This is a genomic window from Variovorax guangxiensis (assembly GCF_003952165.1).
Taxonomy (GTDB): domain Bacteria; phylum Pseudomonadota; class Gammaproteobacteria; order Burkholderiales; family Burkholderiaceae_C; genus Variovorax; species Variovorax guangxiensis.
In genome coordinates this window covers 48,221-63,590 of the sequence record NZ_RXFT01000005.1, presented here as the reverse complement: position 1 = coordinate 63,590, position 15,370 = coordinate 48,221, and the positions used below count along the sequence as shown (strand labels likewise).

The window sequence follows — 15,370 nt, the reverse complement described above, 5'->3', positions numbered from 1 at the left end:
ATGGGGCGCGCCGGCATCCAGCTCCTGTTTGCCGGAACCATCTTCAGCAGCGCGTTCCTGCTGTTCCTGGTCCAGCCGCTGATCGCGAAGCAGATCCTTCCGTGGTTCGGCGGCTCGGCCGCGGTGTGGTCGATCTGCATGGTGTTCTTCCAGGTCGTGCTGCTCGCGGGCTACGCGTATTCCGACTGGGTCGCGCGCCACCTGCGCATGCGCGCGCAGGCCGTGCTGCATGTCGGGCTGCTGCTCGCGAGCCTGGCCTTCCTGCCGATCGTGGTGAGCGCCCACTGGAAGCCGGTGGGCACCGAGGACCCGGCCTGGCGCATCCTCGGGCTGCTGGCCTGCACCATCGGCCTGCCTTACTTCCTGCTCTCGACCACCGGGCCGCTGGTGCAGTCGTGGGTGGCGCGCACGCCGTGGGGCGCGCAGGTGTACCGGTATTTCTCGCTGTCGAACCTGGCCTCGCTGCTGTCGCTGCTGAGCTACCCGGTGCTGATCGAGCCGCGCAGCACGCTGCTGCAGCAGGCGCACGGATGGTCGTGGGGGTACGGCGCGTTCGCGCTGCTGTGCGCGGGCACCACGCTGTACATGGCGCGGCGCTGGCCGCAAGACGTCCGGCAGCAGGCCGCGCCGGAGTCCGCCGCGGCGCCAGCGGAAGAAAGGCCGCCGCGCGCGCTCGACTGCTTCCTGTGGCTCGCGCTGCCGGCGCTGGCGTCGTGGCTGCTGCTGGCGGTGACCAACCACATCACGCAGAACGTCGCGGCCGTGCCCTTCCTGTGGGTGCTGCCGCTGTCGCTGTACCTGCTGACCTTCGTGCTGTGCTTCGAGAGCGACCGCTGGTACCGGCGCGGCGTGTTCCTGCCGCTGGGGGCCGCCATGCTGCTGTTGTGCGCCTTCGGGCTGCAGCACTCCATCGGCGCCAACGTGCGGATCGCGCTGCCGCTGTACGTGTCGGGGCTCTTCGTGCTGTGCATGTTCCTGCACAGCGAGACCGCCCGGCTGCGGCCGGGGCCGCGTTATCTCACGCGTTTCTACCTGATGCTCTCACTCGGCGGCGCGCTGGGCGGGGTGATGGTGGGGCTGGTCGCGCCGCATGTTCTGGCGGCGTACTACGAGCTGGGGCTCGGCCTGATGCTGACCGCGCTGGCGGCGGCGGCCGTGCTGCGCCGGCGGGCATGGCTGCGGGTGGGCTGCGTGGTGCTGGCCGCCGGCTGCACTTTCTTCCTGCTGCGGCAGATCGCCAGCGACAACCTGGGCGCGCGCAGCCTGCAGCGCAATTTCTACGGGGCGCTGCAGGTGTACGACATGAAGCGCGATCCGCCCTCGGACAGCACGCGCCAGCTGGCGCACGGATCGGTCAAGCACGGCTCGCAGTTCACCGACCCCGCACGCCGGCGCGAGCTCACCACCTACTACGGCCAGACCTCGGGCATCGGCCGCGCCATCGCCGCGGCGCCGGCCGGTCCGCGCCGCGTGGGCCTGATCGGGCTGGGCGCCGGCACGCTCGCGGTCTACGGGCGCAGCGGCGACGTCTACCGCTTCTACGAGATCAATCCGCTGGTGTTCGCGCTGGCGGACAAGGAATTCAGCTTCCTGCGCGACAGCGCCGCGCGCATCGAGCGCGTTTCGGGCGACGCCCGGCTGGCGCTGGAGCGCGAACCGGCGCAGGGCTTCGACGTGCTCGCGGTCGATGCCTTCTCGGGGGATTCGGTGCCGGTGCACCTGCTCACCGTGGAGGCGATGGACGTCTACCTGCGCCACATGCGGCCCGATGGCGTGATCGCCTTCCACGTCACCAACCGCTTCCTGGCGCTGGCGCCCGTGATCGCCAGGGTGGCCGCCGCGCGCGGCCTGCACGCGGTGCTGGTGCACGACCTGGCGGAGCAGTCCGACTGGCTGCATCGCACCGACTGGGTGCTGGTCTCGCGCGACCCCCAGGCGCTGGCGCGCGAGCCCATACGCGCGGGCGCGGCCCCGATCGCCACGGAGCCGGGGCAGAGGCCCTGGACCGACGATTTCAACAATCTGCTGGGTGCGCTGAAGTAAAAGGAAAAGGCCCGCGGATGCGGGCCTTCTTCACAGTTGTGAGCTCAGCGCGGTGCCGTTTCAGGCCTTGGCCGCGTCAGCGGTGCACTTCTTGATGAAGCTGTTCTTGGCGGCACCGGCGAGGGCCTTGCCGTTCTTGTCCACGGCCTTGGCCGCGCATGCGGGACCTGCGGCCGCCTTGGCTTCCTTCTCGCACTTCTTGATGGAGCTGGCCTTGGCGGCACCGGCGAGGGCCTTGCCGTTCTTGTCCACGGCCTTGGCTTCGCAGTTTGCGCCGGCGGCGGGGGCTGCTGCGGGGGCGGCAGCCGCGGGTGCCGCGGCCGGAGCGGGAGCCTTGTCTTGAGCCTGTGCTGCGCCGAAGGAAAGGCAGGCGCCCAGTGCGACCAGGGAAAGGAGCTTCTTCATGGTGATATGTCCTCGCTAGGTTGATTTGTGACAGGTTCCCCGCCTCGGGGCCGACCATCGTAACGGGCCAGGTCAACGATCGGATGACGATCGTCAACTGCGCCCGGGTTTGCCCCCGGTAAAATTTCCGGATGCTATTGGTCAAACAGGAGCTGCTCGCGGCGCTCGCGAACACGCTCGAATCCCTCTCGCCCGGCGCCGGCTCCAAGGCCGCGTTCGAGTCGCCCAAGATGGCCGCGCACGGCGATTTCGCCTGCACGGCAGCGATGCAGCTCGCCAAGCCGCTGGGGCGCAAGCCTCGCGAACTGGGCGAGGAACTGAGCGCGGCGCTGCTCGCCACCCCTGCGTTCGCCCAGTGGGTCGACGCCATCGAGATCGCCGGGCCCGGCTTCCTCAACATCCGCCTGAAGACGGCCGCCAAGCAGCAGATCGTGCGCGAGGTGCTGTCGGCCGGGAATACTTTCGGCCAGCAGCCGGCCACCGGCGAGAAGGTGCTGGTCGAGTTCGTCTCGGCCAACCCGACCGGCCCGCTGCACGTCGGCCACGGCCGCCAGGCGGCGCTCGGCGACGCCATCTGCAACCTGCGCGCCTCGCAGGGCGAGAGCGTGTGGCGCGAGTACTACTACAACGACGCTGGCGTGCAGATCCAGACGCTGGCCAACAGCACGCAGCTGCGCGCGCGCGGCTTCAAGCCCGGCGACGCCGAATGGCCCAGCGGCGAGAAGGCGCCTGCATACAACGGCGACTACATCGCCGACATCGCGGCCGACTTCAAGGCGAAGAAGACCGTCAAGTCGGAAGACCGCGAAGTCACCGCCAGCGGCGACATCGAGGACATCGACGCCATCCGCGAATTCGCCGTGGCCTACCTGCGCCGCGAGCAGGACCTGGACCTGCAGGCCTTCCGCGTTCGCTTCGACCAGTACTACCTGGAGTCCAGCCTCTACACCAGCGGCCGCGTCGAGGCGGCGGTGCGCAAGCTCGTGGCCGCGGGCAAGACCTACGAGCAGGACGGCGCGCTGTGGCTGAAGTCGACGGACTACGGCGACGACAAGGACCGCGTGATGAAGAAGCAGGACGGCACGTACACCTATTTCGTGCCCGACGTCGCTTACCACATCGCCAAGTGGGAGCGCGGCTTCCACAAGGTCATCAACATCCAGGGCACCGACCACCACGGCACCATCGCGCGCGTGCGCGCCGGCCTGCAGGCGGCGGGCGAAGGCATTCCCGAGGGCTACCCCGACTACGTGCTGCACACCATGGTGCGCGTGATGAAGGGCGGCGAGGAGGTCAAGATCAGCAAGCGCGCCGGCAGCTACGTCACGCTGCGCGACCTGATCGAGTGGACCAGTACCGACGCTGTGCGCTTCTTCCTGCTGAGCCGCAAGCCCGACACCGAGTACACCTTCGACGTCGACCTCGCGGTGACGAAGAACAACGACAACCCGGTCTACTACGTGCAGTACGCCCATGCACGCATCTGTTCGGTGCTGGCTGGCTGGGGCGGCGACGCCGCCTTGCTGAAGGACGTCGACCTGTCGCCGCTGGAAAGCCCGGCCGCCCAGGCGCTGATGCTGCTGCTGGCCAAGTACCCGGCCATGCTGACGGCCGCCTCGAAGGATTTCGCCCCGCACGACGTCACCTTCTACCTGCGCGAACTGGCCGCCAGCTACCACAGCTACTACGACGCCGAGCGCATCTTGGTCGACGACGAGAAGGTGAAGCTGGCCCGCCTGGCGCTGGTCGCCGCCACCGCGCAGGTGCTGCACAATGGCCTCGCGATTCTCGGCGTCAGTGCGCCGAGCAAGATGTGAACTCCCTCACCATGAAGAAGACAAGAAGTCAACGCGGCAACATCGTCATCGGCCTGATCATCGGGCTGGTGCTCGGCCTGGGCGTCGCGCTGGGCATCGCGGTCTACGTGACCAAGGTGCCGATCCCGTTCGTGACCAAGACGCAGCGCGGCGGCGCCGAGCAGGACGAGGCCGAGGCCCGCAAGAACCGCGACTGGGACCCGAACGCGCCGCTCGCCGGCAAGGCGGGCGCTCCCAAGCCGGCGACGCCGGCGGCTGCGACCGGCCCGGTCAACCCCATCACCGGCGAGCCCGCCACCGGCAACACCGCCGCCGCTCCGGCCACCGCTTCGCCCAACGCCGCGCCGCCGGTGCCCGTGGTGGTGGCGCCCAAGCCGCAGCGCACCGCGCCGGTGCCGGCCGAGGCCAACGCCCTGCCGCAACAATCGAACGATCCGCTGGGCGATCTGGCCCGCGCGCGTTCGGGCCAGGTCTCCGGCTCTGGCAGCACTACCACCGCGTCGGCCGCGCCGAGCAGCAGCAACAGCAATGCTGGCAGCAGTTCGGGCCCCGATCCCTTCATGTATTTCGTGCAGGCCGGCGCCTTCCGCACCACCGAGGACGCCGAGGCGCAGCGCGCCAAGCTGTCGCTGATGGGCGTCGAGGCCAAGGTCACCGAGCGCGAGCAGGCGGGCCGTACCGTGTACCGCGTGCGCGCCGGTCCGTTCAGCAAGAAGGACGACGCCGACCGCCTGAAGGAACGTCTGGACGGCGGCGGCATGGATTCCGCGCTGGTCCGCGTTCAGCGCTGAGCGCCGCACACAACAGCCGGAATAGCCCTCAAGCCCCGCCGGGCGGCGTTTGCCGCCACCATTCGTCGCCTTTCATATCGCCTTTCGTAGCTTCGGGCGCGCCGTCGAGCAGGGGAGTGGAACTCCCCGCCGCGCGCCGGCTCAGTCTGCCGTACCAACTGGAGAACCCTTTCAAATGAAACGTCGTGACTTTTCGCTGGCCGCCACTTCGCTCGGGCTGATGTCCCTGGGTGTCAGCACGGCCCACGCCCAGGCGCGTGCGCCCAAGGCCGGTTCCGAGTACCTGGTGCTCGACAAGCGCGTGCCGGTCGACGCCCCCGCGGGCAAGGTCGAGGTGGTCGAGTTCTTCTCGTACAACTGCCCGCACTGCAACGACTTCGAGCCGACGCTGGAAGCCTGGCTCAAGACCATCCCGAAGGAGGTTTCCTTCCGCCGCATTCCCGTTCCCTTCGTGGGCAACGACGTCGAGGCCAAGCAGCGCCTCTACTACGCGCTCGAAGCCATGGGCAAGGTCGACGAGTTCCAGCCCAAGGTGTTCAACGCGATCCACGCCCAGCGCCAGAACGTGAACGGCGACGCCAACATCATTGCCTGGGCCACCGCCAACGGCCTGGACGCCACCAAGTTCAAGGAAACCTTCACCTCGTTCGGCGTGGCCAGCAAGGCCAAGCGCGCTTCGCAGCTGACCGATGCCTACAAGGTGGCCGGCGTGCCCGCGATGGCCGTGGCCGGCCGCTGGTATGTCGACGGTGAAACCGCCGGCAACATGACCAAGGTGCTTCAGGTCGTGAACTATCTCATCGGTGAAGCAAAGAAGGGCTGAGCGCCAAAAGCCGAGCCGTACCGCGCGGTTGCGCGTGTTTCTGGGAGAAAACCAGAAAGAAAGTCAAGCCCGCCTAGGCGGGCTTTTTCATCTGTGCGTGCGGGGCTGGAGCACTCAGCCGCATACAATGCCGAGCAAGTTTCGTGCCTCTATGACATTGCACTCTTACCCCACAACCCCCTTCCTGCGTCGCATCGGCCGCCTGGCCGCCGGCGCGCTGTTGCTGGCAGGCCTCGCATCGGGAGCCGTGGCGGAGACCGCCGACCGCTCCAAGCCGATGAACATCGAATCCGACTCGATGCGCTACGACGACCTGAAGCAGACCAGCGTGTTCACCGGCAACGTTTTGGTGACAAAGGGCACGATCATCATCCGTGGCGCCCGCCTCGATGTGCGCCAGGACGCCGAGGGCTACCAGTACGGCGTGGTCACGGCGGCGCCGGGCAAGCGGGCCTACTACAAGCAGAAGCGCAACGCGCCCGACGAGTGGATCGAGGGCGAGTCGGAAGTCATCGAGTACGACAGCCGCGCCGACAACGTCAAGTTCATCCGCAACGCCGTCATGCGCCGCCTGCTGGGCGCCACGCCGAACGACGAGAGCCAGGGCGCGCTGATCGTCTACGACCAGAGCAACGATACCTACACCGTCAACGGCTCGACCGTGCCACCGAACACCGCCGTGAACGCCTCGGCACCGGGCGGACGCGTCAGGACCATCCTCACCCCGAAGGCCGCCACCGCGCCGGCCGCGGGCGCCTCGGCCCCGGCCGGTGGTGCCAAGGCACCGCCGCCGGCAGTCACCCCGGCACCCGGCAAGGGCCTGCGCCCGAGCACCACGCTCGGAAGTGACCAGGGAGACACGCGCAAGTGATCGAATCCGCAGGAACGCAGGACGCCAACGGCGCAACGGGCAGCCGCCTGGTCGCGCGCGGCCTGAAGAAGAGCTACGGCAGCCGCACGGTGGTGAAGGACGTCTCGCTCGACGTGCAGAAGGGCGAAGTCGTCGGGCTGCTCGGGCCGAACGGCGCCGGCAAGACCACCTCGTTCTACATGATCGTGGGGCTGGTGCGCGCCGATGCCGGCGACATCACCATCGACGGCGAGCCGATCGCCCACATGCCCATCCACCGCCGCGCCCGCATGGGCCTGAGCTACCTGCCGCAGGAAGCTTCCATCTTCCGCAAGCTCACGGTCGAGGAAAACGTGCGCGCCGTGCTCGAGCTGCAGAGCGAGCCCGACGCGAAGGGCAAGATGGTGCCGCTGTCGAAGGAGCACATCGAGGAGCGCCTGAGCGACCTGCTGGCCGACCTGCGCGTAGACCACCTGCGCGATTCGCCCGCGCTGGCGCTGTCGGGCGGCGAGCGCCGCCGCGTCGAGATCGCGCGCGCGCTGGCCACGCAGCCGCGCTTCATCCTGCTGGACGAGCCCTTCGCCGGCATCGACCCGATCGCGGTGATCGAGATCCAGCGGATCATCAGCTTCCTGAAGGAGCGCGGCATCGGCGTGCTCATCACCGATCACAACGTGCGCGAGACGCTGGGCATCTGCGACCACGCATTCATCATCAGCGACGGGCACGTGCTGGCACAAGGCACGCCTTCGGAGATCGTCGACAACGCCGAGGTACGCAGGGTGTACTTGGGCGAGCACTTCCGCATGTAAGGCGCGGGGGCGGTTTCCATCATGAAGCAAGGGCTGTCCCTTCGCGTTTCGCAGCATCTGGCGCTCACGCCGCAGCTGCAGCAGTCGATCAGGCTGCTCCAGCTCTCCACGCTCGAGCTGAGCCAGGAGGTGGAGCAGATGCTCGACGAGAACCCGTTCCTGGAGCGCACCGCCGAGGAGGCCGCGCGCGAGGAATTCGGGCTCGACACGGCTGATGCCCCGGTGCCGCGCGACGACGGCGGCGATGGTGGTGACGGCGAGAGCGACTTCGCTTCGCCCGCTGCCGGCACGTCCACTGCTGCCACCGAAACCAGCACCACCACCACGGCCGACTCCGACGGCCCCGCCGCCGAGATCTCCGAGCGCGAGCCCGACTGGGAAGGCGACGGCACCGTCGACATGGCGCCCGACGACAGCGAATGGGGCGGCGACGCACCCGCGCGCCAGAACAACGCCGGCGACGACGAGCGCGCCGATGCCACCGAGCTCGCGCGCAGCCAGGAGTCGCTGCAGTCCTTTTTGCACCGCCAGGCGCTGAGCCTGCGGCTCAACGAGAGCGACAGCGCCGCGCTGCGCTTTCTCATCGAATCGCTCAACGACGACGGCTACCTAGAAGACTCGCTGCCCGCGCTGGCCTCGGGCCTGGCCGGCGACGACAACGACGAGTTCGACGACCTCGTGCACCACTTCCAGGTGGCGCTCGGCCTGCTGCAGAGCCTGGAGCCCGCGGGCGTGGGCGCGCGCGACCTCGGCGAGTGCCTGAGCATCCAGCTGCGCGCCATGGCCAGTGACGAAGAGACCGAGGAAGAAGAGCTGGTCCGCAAGACCGCGCTGGCCATCTGCAAGCAGCCCATGGAACTGCTCGCGCGCCGCGACTTCAAGCGCCTGGCCACGCTCACCCGCAGCAGCGAGGAGCTGGTGCGCTCGGCGCTGCAGGTCATCGCACGGCTGGAGCCCAAGCCGGGCCGCAGCTTCGTCGACGTGGAACGCAACGTCGTCATTCCCGACGTGATCGTCACCAAGACCGGGCGCGGCACCAACGTGAAGTTCCGCGTCATGCTCAACCCCGACGTGATGCCGCGCCTGCGCGTGCACGACATCTACGCCGGCGCGCTCAAGTCGCACAAGGGCGAGGGCAGCCAGGCGCTGTCGCAGCGGCTGCAGGAGGCGCGCTGGTTCATCAAGAACATCCAGCAGCGCTTCGACACCATCCTGCGCGTGAGCAACGCCATCGTCGAACGGCAGAAGAGCTACTTCGTGCACGGCGAGCTCGCCATGCGCCCGCTGGTGCTGCGCGAGATCGCCGACGAGCTGGGCCTGCACGAATCGACCATCTCGCGCGTGACCACCGCCAAGTACATGGCCACGCCCTTCGGCACGGTCGAGCTCAAGTACTTCTTCGGCTCGGCGCTGGGCACCGAGACCGGCGGCAACGCGTCGAGCACCGCGGTGCGCGCGCTCATCAAGCAGTTCGTCGGCTCGGAGAGCGTGAAGAAGCCGCTGTCGGACAGCCAGATCTCCGAGATGCTGAAGGAGCAGGGCATCGAGTGCGCGCGCCGCACCGTGGCCAAGTACCGCGAAGCATTGCGCATCGCCCCTGCCAACCTGCGCAAGGCACTTTAGAAAGAAGCCGATGAGCCGTGGCCTGATGTCGCGCGCCGGGCATTGGGTCTTCGCCATGGCGGCGGTGCTGCTGTTCGCCGGGTGCGCCACCCTGCCCGACGAGGCCCCGCGCCCGCCCACCAAGACCATCGCCGTCTCGGCCGACACCGCCCTGGGCAAGATCGCGCTGGCCTCCCAGCCCGACCCCGATCTCAGCGGCTTCCGCCTGATGCCGGGCGGTGATTTCGCCTTCGACACGCGCATCCAGCTCGCGCGCCGTGCGCAGCGCACGCTCGACGTGCAGTACTACCAGATAGAGAACGACGAGACCGGCCGCTACCTGCTGCGCACCCTGCGCGACGCCGCCCAGCGCGGCGTGCGCGTGCGGTTGCTGATGGACGACCTCTACACCTCCGGCGAGGACGAGCTGCTGCTTGGCCTGGCTGCCACGCCCAACGTGGAGCTGCGCCTGTTCAACCCCTTCCCGGCCGGCCGCGGCAGCCTGCTGAAGCGCTTCACCGCCTCGCTCTTCGATTTCAGCCGCGTCAACCGCCGCATGCACAACAAGCTGTTCATCGCCGATGGCGCGATGGCGGTGGCGGGCGGGCGCAACATCGGCAACCAGTACTTCAGGCGTACCTCGGGCGAGAACTTCATCGACCTCGACACCTTCGTCACCGGCGCGCTGGTCCCGCGCCTGGGCAGCCTGTTCGACCAGTACTGGAACAGCGTCTACGTGCGGCCGATCCAGTCCGTGGTGGCCAGCGACCTGCCGCGCGAGGAACTGCAGAAGCGCTTCGAACTGGCCACCGGCCCCGACACCACGCCCCCGCCGCCGAAGCCCGCGCCCAACGACCTGCTCGGCTACAGCCCGATGGCCGAAGACCTGGACGCCGGCAAGCTCGGCCTGATCTGGACCACCGCCGAGGCTTATGCTGATTCGCCCGAGCGCGTGATCGGCAAGACGGCCTCCTACGGCGGCGTGCCGCTGCTGGACGTCGACAGCGTGCGCTACAACGTGGTCGAGCAGATGCGCCGCGCCCGCTCGGAAGTGACCATCGTCTCGCCCTACCTGATCCCGGGCGCCTCGGGGCTCGACGTGATGCGCGAGATCCGCGGGCGCAACGTGAAGATCAGCGTGGTCACCAACTCGCTGGCCGCCACCGACGAGCCGCTGGTGCACACCGCCTACCGCCGCTACCGGCCCGACATGCTCAAGCTCGGCGCCGACCTCTACGAGCTGAGCACCAAGCGCACCCGCAGCAGCGTGCGCCTGGGCCTCTTCGGTACTTCGGTGGGCCGGCTGCATGCCAAGTCGGCGGTGATCGATCAGCGCATTCTTTTCGTCGGCTCGATGAACTTCGATCCGCGCTCGGAAACGCACAACACCGAGATCGGCCTGTTCATCCGCAGCCCCGAGATGGCGCAGCAGGCGCTGAAGCTCATCGACGTGCTCAAGCAGCAGGGTGCCTACAGGCTGCGCTTCGCCGAGGGCTGCAACGAGTCGCGCATCGAATGGGTCAGCGACGAGGGCGGCGGCAAGGTCACCGTGCTGACCGAGGAGCCTGACTCCGGCTTCTGGGACCGGACCATGCTCGAGATCCTGGCGCCGCTGACGCCCGAGAGCCTGCTGTAGCTCTGCAGCCTCAGGTGCCGCGAACTGCCGACCACACGAGCCGCAGCCCCAGCAGCCCCATCACGCCGCCGGCTGCGCGGTCGATCCAGACCTTGTAGCGCAGGTAGGCCGAGCGCGGCGCCGCCGAGGACAGCGCCAGCGCCACGATCGAATACCAGCCCGTCTCGATGCAGAAGATGACCGCCGGCACCGTGAGCGCCAGCACCAGCGGCACCTCGCGCGGCAGGAAGGCCGCGAAGATGCTCGCGTAGACCACGGCCGTCTTCGGGTTGCTCACCTGCGTGGCCAGGCCCAGCAGGAAGGTGCGCTTTCCCCGACCCTGCGGGCGCTGTGCCGGATCGCCGGCTTCCTGCGCCACCGCCAGCGGCTGCCGCGCGCCGCGCCAGATGCGCAAACCCAGGTACACGAGGTACGCACCGCCCAGCCCCTTGATCGCCAGGTACAGCGCCGGCACCGCGAGGAATGCCGCCTGCAGCCCCGCCAGCGCGGCGATCGCGAAGACCAGCCCGCCCGCGCCCATGCCCAGCGCGGCGGCGAGGCCGTCGGCGCGCGAAGTCACTGCGGTGCGCGCCACCATCACGAAGCTGGGGCCGGGGCTCATTGCGCCCACGGTCATGGCGCCGGCGATGCCGAGCAGGGCGAGGGTGGTGTCCATCATGGTGTCGCCTCCGGTGTTACTGCACGTTGACCGCCTCGACCTGCACCAGCAGCTTCACCTTGTTCTCGAAGCCGAAGTTCAGGCCCCAGGTGATGCCCCAGTCGCTGCGCTCCACGGTGGTCTCGAAGTCGCCGCCGCACACCTGGCGGTTGATCAGCGGGCTCAGGTAGCAGTTGAAGCGCACGGCCTTCAGCGTCACCGGGCGGGTCTGGCCCATCAGCGTGAGCTTGCCGGGCACGTCGACCACCTTGTCGCCGGAGAAGTCGATGCGGTCGGCCACGAAGCGGCCGGTCGGAAACTCGGCCACGTTGAAGAAGTCCTTGCTCTGCACGTGGCGGTTGAGCAGGTCGACGCCGGTGTTGATGGAGCTGATGTCCATCGTGATGTCGACCTTGCCGCTGGCGCCGGTGCCGTCGATCTGCACCGAGCCGTCCTTGGTGCTGAAGCGGCCGCGGTTGGTGGTGGTGCCGTAGTGGCCCATCTCGTACATCACGAAGGTGTGGGTCGGGTCGATCACGTAGTTGGCGTTCCTGGCCGGCCCGCCCGCGGGCTTGGCGGCGGCCGCCGGCGCGAATTCCGAGGGCAGCTGCGCTTGTTGTTGCGCCGTCACGCTGCCGGTGAATGCGGCGGCCGACAGGGCCGCGGCGAGAAGAAGCTTTTTCATGGCTTTGTCTGCCTGTGTCATGAAAGAGAGGAAAGAAGAAATTCGGGATGTCCGCGTGAGGAAGGAAGGGGCCGCGGCCTCACAGGGGACCGAGCCCCGCGAGTGTGAACCTGAAGCGCACCTGCACCTCGTTGCCGACCACCGAGGTGTCGGTCCATTCGCCTTCGCCCACCTTGTAGTCGAGCCGCTGGATCGTAAGGCTTCCGGTGGCCACCGCGTAGTTGCTCCCCTGCGCCGGTGCGATGCTGACCGGCACCGTCACCTGCCTGGCGATGCCCTTGATGGTGAGCTTGCCCGCCATCTCGAATCTGCCTTCGCCCAGCGCCTTGATTGCGCTCGACTGGAAGCTCGCCTGCGGAAAGTGCGCGGCGTCGAACCACGGCTGCCTGGGCAACTCGGCGTCGCTCATCGGCACGCCGAAGCCGGCGCTGGCCGTGTCGATCTGCAGCGCGACGCTGCCGCCCTCGGGCTTCTTCGGATCGAAGGCCACCTGCGCGTCGAACTTCCTGAAGCTGCCTTCCACCGGCACGCCCATCTGCCTGGTGACGAACACGATCTGGCTCTTGTCGGCGACGAGCTTCGCGCCGGACGGCGTCGCCGGGCCTGCAGCGGCCGGCAATACGGTTGCAAGCGCGAGCAGCGGCGGGAGAAGTCGGGAAGGAAGTCGGGAAGGAAGGCGAGAAGTAAGTGAACTCATGATCCGGCAGATTCCTGGCGTGGCCCCGGCCACATGCGTTTGAGCAGACCGTCGCGGTCGATCCAGTGGTGCTTGAGTGCAGCCGCCACGTGCAGCAGCGTGATGCCCGCCAGCGCGAACGCGCAGTTGCGGTGCAGCGGCTGCAGCACCGCCTCGGCGAAATCATGGTCGGTGGACACGAAGTCGGGCAGCGCCAGCATGCCGAACCACGAGACCGGCATACCCATGGCCGAGCTGTAGGCCCAGCCGGACAGCGGCACCGCGAAGAACAGCAGGTACATCAGCGTATGGCTGATGCGGGCGCCCGCCTTCTGCAAGCCCGAAGTGCCCGGCGGCAGCGCCGGCGGCCGATGCCCCAGCCGCCACAGCAGCCGCAGCGCCGACAGCGCGAGGATGGTCACGCCCGCCCATTTGTGCCAGTTGTAGACCTTCAGCCGCAGCGGCGAGAAGGGCAGCCCCGTCATGTAGAGCCCTACACCGAAGGAGCCGACGATCAGCACCGCGAGCAGCCAGTGCAGCGCGATGGCGAACGGGTCGTAGCGCAGGCCGCGCGAGCCGGCGGCAGGAAGGGTGGAAGGCGTGTCGGTGGACATCGGAGGCAGGGCGGCGGCCTGTGCGCGGAGCATATCCCGGAAGCGATGTCAGCACGGGCCGTGCCAGGTCGATCCCCGGTGCCTGTGTCAGCCGCGCGCCTGTTGCTGCTGCGCGCCCAGCAGCAGCCGGCGCAGCTCCTCCGGCTGCACCGGCTTGCGCAGCGCATGCCAGCCGCGCTCGGCGGCCAGCCGCTGCGTGGCCTCGTTGATGTCGGCCGAGATCAGCGCGATCGCCAGCGAAGGCTTCTGCCGCTGCAGCCGCTCGGCCAGCGCGATGCCGTCGAGCGCGCCCGGCAGGCGGATGTCGCACAGCGCCGCGTCGAGCGCATGCAGGTCGGCCAGCGCCAGCGCCTCGGCCGCGCTGCCGTAGACGCGCGGTTCCACCTCCCATTGCCGCAGCAGGGCCGTGAGGCTGTCGGCCACCACCGCGTTGTCTTCCACCACCAGCACCGCGAGGCCGGGGCGCAGCGTGCGCGCAGCGTCGGTGCCGTCGTCCTGCCCTGCGGCCGGCGTGGCGGGCGGCGGAGACACCGTCGCTCCCTCGGGCGCGGCAGGCAGCTCGAAGGCGAACACGGAGCCCCGCCCCGGCGCCGAGCGCAGCGTCACCTCGATGCCCAGCTGCGCCGCCAGCCGCCGCACGATCGCCAGGCCCAGCCCGTGGCCGCGCTGCAGGTTGCGCTCCACGTTGCCGATCTGCTCGAAGTCGTCGAACACGCGCTGCTGCGCTTCGGGCGCGATGCCGATGCCGCTGTCGCGCACTTCCACCCGCCAGGCCTGTCCGGTGCCGCGCCGGCGGGCCCGCACCGCCAGCAGCACGCGCCCGCGCGGCGTGAACTTGACCGCGTTGTCGACCAGGTTGGCGAGCACGCGGCGCAGCGAGACCGTATCGCTCCAGGCAATGGCATCCGGCGGGCAGCGCACCAGCACGCGGCCGTGGCCCGCCTGCCGCGCCAGTTCGTGCAGCAGGGGCGCCAGCGCCACGCTGGTGGGGCGCAGCGGATCGACGGCTGCCTCGATGCGGCCGATTTCCAGCAGCTGGTTGGTCAGCCCCTCCAGCGCCTGCTGGGCGCGGGCCAGCGAGCCCACCGTGTGCTGCACCGCCTCCATGCTCGCGCCGTCGTTCAGTTGCTGGCGCAGCACCTCGGCCTGCAGGCCGATGGCCATCACCGGCTGGCGCAGGTCGTGGTTGGCGGCCGAGAAGAAGCGCAGCCGCTCTGCCTGCGCCTGCTCGGAGGCGCGAAGGCCGACCAGGGCCTGTTCGCGCAGGCGGTGTTCGTTCAGGCGCAGGCCGATGTTCTCCTCGAGCTGGCGCGACCGCTCGGCCACCAGCTTCCACATCATCGCGGTCAGGCCGATGCCGATGACCGCCACTGCCGCCATCACCGGCGCGCCCAGCCAGAGGCCGGTGACGATGATCGGCGCCAGCAGCAGCGTGATCGCCAGCTGCGTGGCCGGCGTGTAGAACGACACCGAGAAGGCCGACGACAGCGTCATGCCCATGACGATCAGGCCCAGCAGCAGCTGCAGGTCGGCCCTGGCCGGGTCGAACAGCAGCACGCCGGCCAGGCCGTGCGCCAGCTCCCAGACGGCGGTGCGCAGCGTGTGCGTGCGCTGGGCCTCGCGCAGGCTGGCGGGCGTGAAGGGCTCGGGCAGGCGCTGCGGGAAGAAGCCGCGCATCACCGTCACCCCGGTGATGAGCGCGATCCACACCAGCGCTCGCGCCAGCGACACCTGCCAGGCGAAGAGCGCCGCCACGCCGCAGTTCAGCAGGTACTGGGCCAGCAGCACCGGCCCGATGGGGCGGATCGAAAGCCGCAGCACCTCGCACTGGATCGCGAAGCGGTCGCCGTTGCCGGCGGCCGCCGGTGCTGGCGTGGATGCGGGGGTGGGGGTCATCGGCAAAATTGACTATATAGAGGAAGGTTCGCGTCGCGGCGACAATGGAGTCCCCTAGTCGGGCTTCGGGCTTACCGGTAGCC

Annotated in this window: 14 protein-coding genes; 8 read left to right on the top strand and 6 right to left on the bottom strand. The window is 69.0% G+C overall.

The features are described 5' to 3' along the window. Positions 1 to 2,043 (top strand): spermidine synthase, encoded by a 2,043-nt coding sequence (locus EJP67_RS13350; protein ID WP_126022205.1) that lies wholly within the window; start codon positions 1 to 3, stop codon positions 2,041 to 2,043. Positions 2,044 to 2,103: 60 nt separating this feature from the next. Here EJP67_RS13350 and EJP67_RS13345 read toward each other — a convergent pair whose 3' ends face one another. Next, positions 2,104 to 2,448 (bottom strand): hypothetical protein, encoded by a 345-nt coding sequence (locus EJP67_RS13345; RefSeq protein WP_126022204.1) that lies wholly within the window; start codon positions 2,446 to 2,448, stop codon positions 2,104 to 2,106. Positions 2,449 to 2,579: 131 nt separating this feature from the next. Between EJP67_RS13345 and argS the strand changes: the two genes are divergently transcribed. The 7 genes from argS (at position 2,580) to EJP67_RS13310 (ending at position 10,779) form a co-directional block, all read left to right on the top strand. Then, a complete protein-coding gene (gene argS, locus EJP67_RS13340; RefSeq protein WP_126022203.1) occupies positions 2,580 to 4,265 on the top strand; it encodes an arginine--tRNA ligase in 1,686 nt (561 codons plus the stop codon). A gap of 11 nt (positions 4,266 to 4,276) precedes the next feature. Next, positions 4,277 to 5,056, top strand: coding sequence for an SPOR domain-containing protein (locus tag EJP67_RS13335; protein ID WP_126022202.1), 780 nt, complete (start codon positions 4,277 to 4,279; stop codon positions 5,054 to 5,056). Positions 5,057 to 5,231: 175 nt separating this feature from the next. After that, entirely contained in the window at positions 5,232 to 5,879 is a 648-nt protein-coding gene (locus EJP67_RS13330) for a thiol:disulfide interchange protein DsbA/DsbL (RefSeq protein ID WP_126022201.1), read from the top strand. Positions 5,880 to 6,030: 151 nt separating this feature from the next. Then, a complete protein-coding gene (gene lptA, locus EJP67_RS13325) occupies positions 6,031 to 6,750 on the top strand; it encodes a lipopolysaccharide transport periplasmic protein LptA (protein ID WP_126022200.1) in 720 nt (239 codons plus the stop codon). After that, complete coding sequence (gene lptB / locus EJP67_RS13320; protein WP_126022199.1) at positions 6,747 to 7,541, top strand: LPS export ABC transporter ATP-binding protein; 795 nt, start codon at positions 6,747 to 6,749, stop codon at positions 7,539 to 7,541. Before lptA ends, lptB begins: the two co-directional genes overlap by 4 nt. Positions 7,542 to 7,562: 21 nt before the next feature. Beyond that, on the top strand, positions 7,563 to 9,164 hold the full coding sequence (rpoN, locus tag EJP67_RS13315; RefSeq protein WP_126022198.1) for an RNA polymerase factor sigma-54: 1,602 nt from the start codon (positions 7,563 to 7,565) through the stop codon (positions 9,162 to 9,164). A gap of 10 nt (positions 9,165 to 9,174) precedes the next feature. Then, a complete protein-coding gene (locus EJP67_RS13310) occupies positions 9,175 to 10,779 on the top strand; it encodes a phospholipase D family protein (protein ID WP_126022197.1) in 1,605 nt (534 codons plus the stop codon). A 10-nt stretch (positions 10,780 to 10,789) separates the two neighbouring features. Here EJP67_RS13310 and EJP67_RS13305 read toward each other — a convergent pair whose 3' ends face one another. From EJP67_RS13305 to EJP67_RS13285, 5 genes are all read right to left on the bottom strand, one after another. Further along, the gene (locus EJP67_RS13305; protein ID WP_126022196.1) at positions 10,790 to 11,437 is read right to left on the bottom strand and encodes a LysE family translocator; all 648 of its coding nucleotides are present in this window, start codon (positions 11,435 to 11,437) and stop codon (positions 10,790 to 10,792) included. Positions 11,438 to 11,453: 16 nt separating this feature from the next. Next, positions 11,454 to 12,101: a YceI family protein gene (locus EJP67_RS13300; protein ID WP_126022195.1), complete on the bottom strand. Its 648-nt coding sequence runs from the start codon at positions 12,099 to 12,101 to the stop codon at positions 11,454 to 11,456. Between the two features lie 79 nt (positions 12,102 to 12,180). Then, entirely contained in the window at positions 12,181 to 12,798 is a 618-nt protein-coding gene (locus tag EJP67_RS13295) for a YceI family protein (RefSeq protein WP_126022194.1), read from the bottom strand. After that, positions 12,795 to 13,391: a cytochrome b gene (locus EJP67_RS13290; protein ID WP_126022537.1), complete on the bottom strand. Its 597-nt coding sequence runs from the start codon at positions 13,389 to 13,391 to the stop codon at positions 12,795 to 12,797. The genes EJP67_RS13295 and EJP67_RS13290 overlap by 4 nt, the downstream gene beginning before the upstream one ends. A gap of 87 nt (positions 13,392 to 13,478) precedes the next feature. Next, the gene (locus EJP67_RS13285) at positions 13,479 to 15,287 is read right to left on the bottom strand and encodes an ATP-binding response regulator (protein ID WP_126022193.1); all 1,809 of its coding nucleotides are present in this window, start codon (positions 15,285 to 15,287) and stop codon (positions 13,479 to 13,481) included. Positions 15,288 to 15,370: the final 83 nt, after the last annotated feature.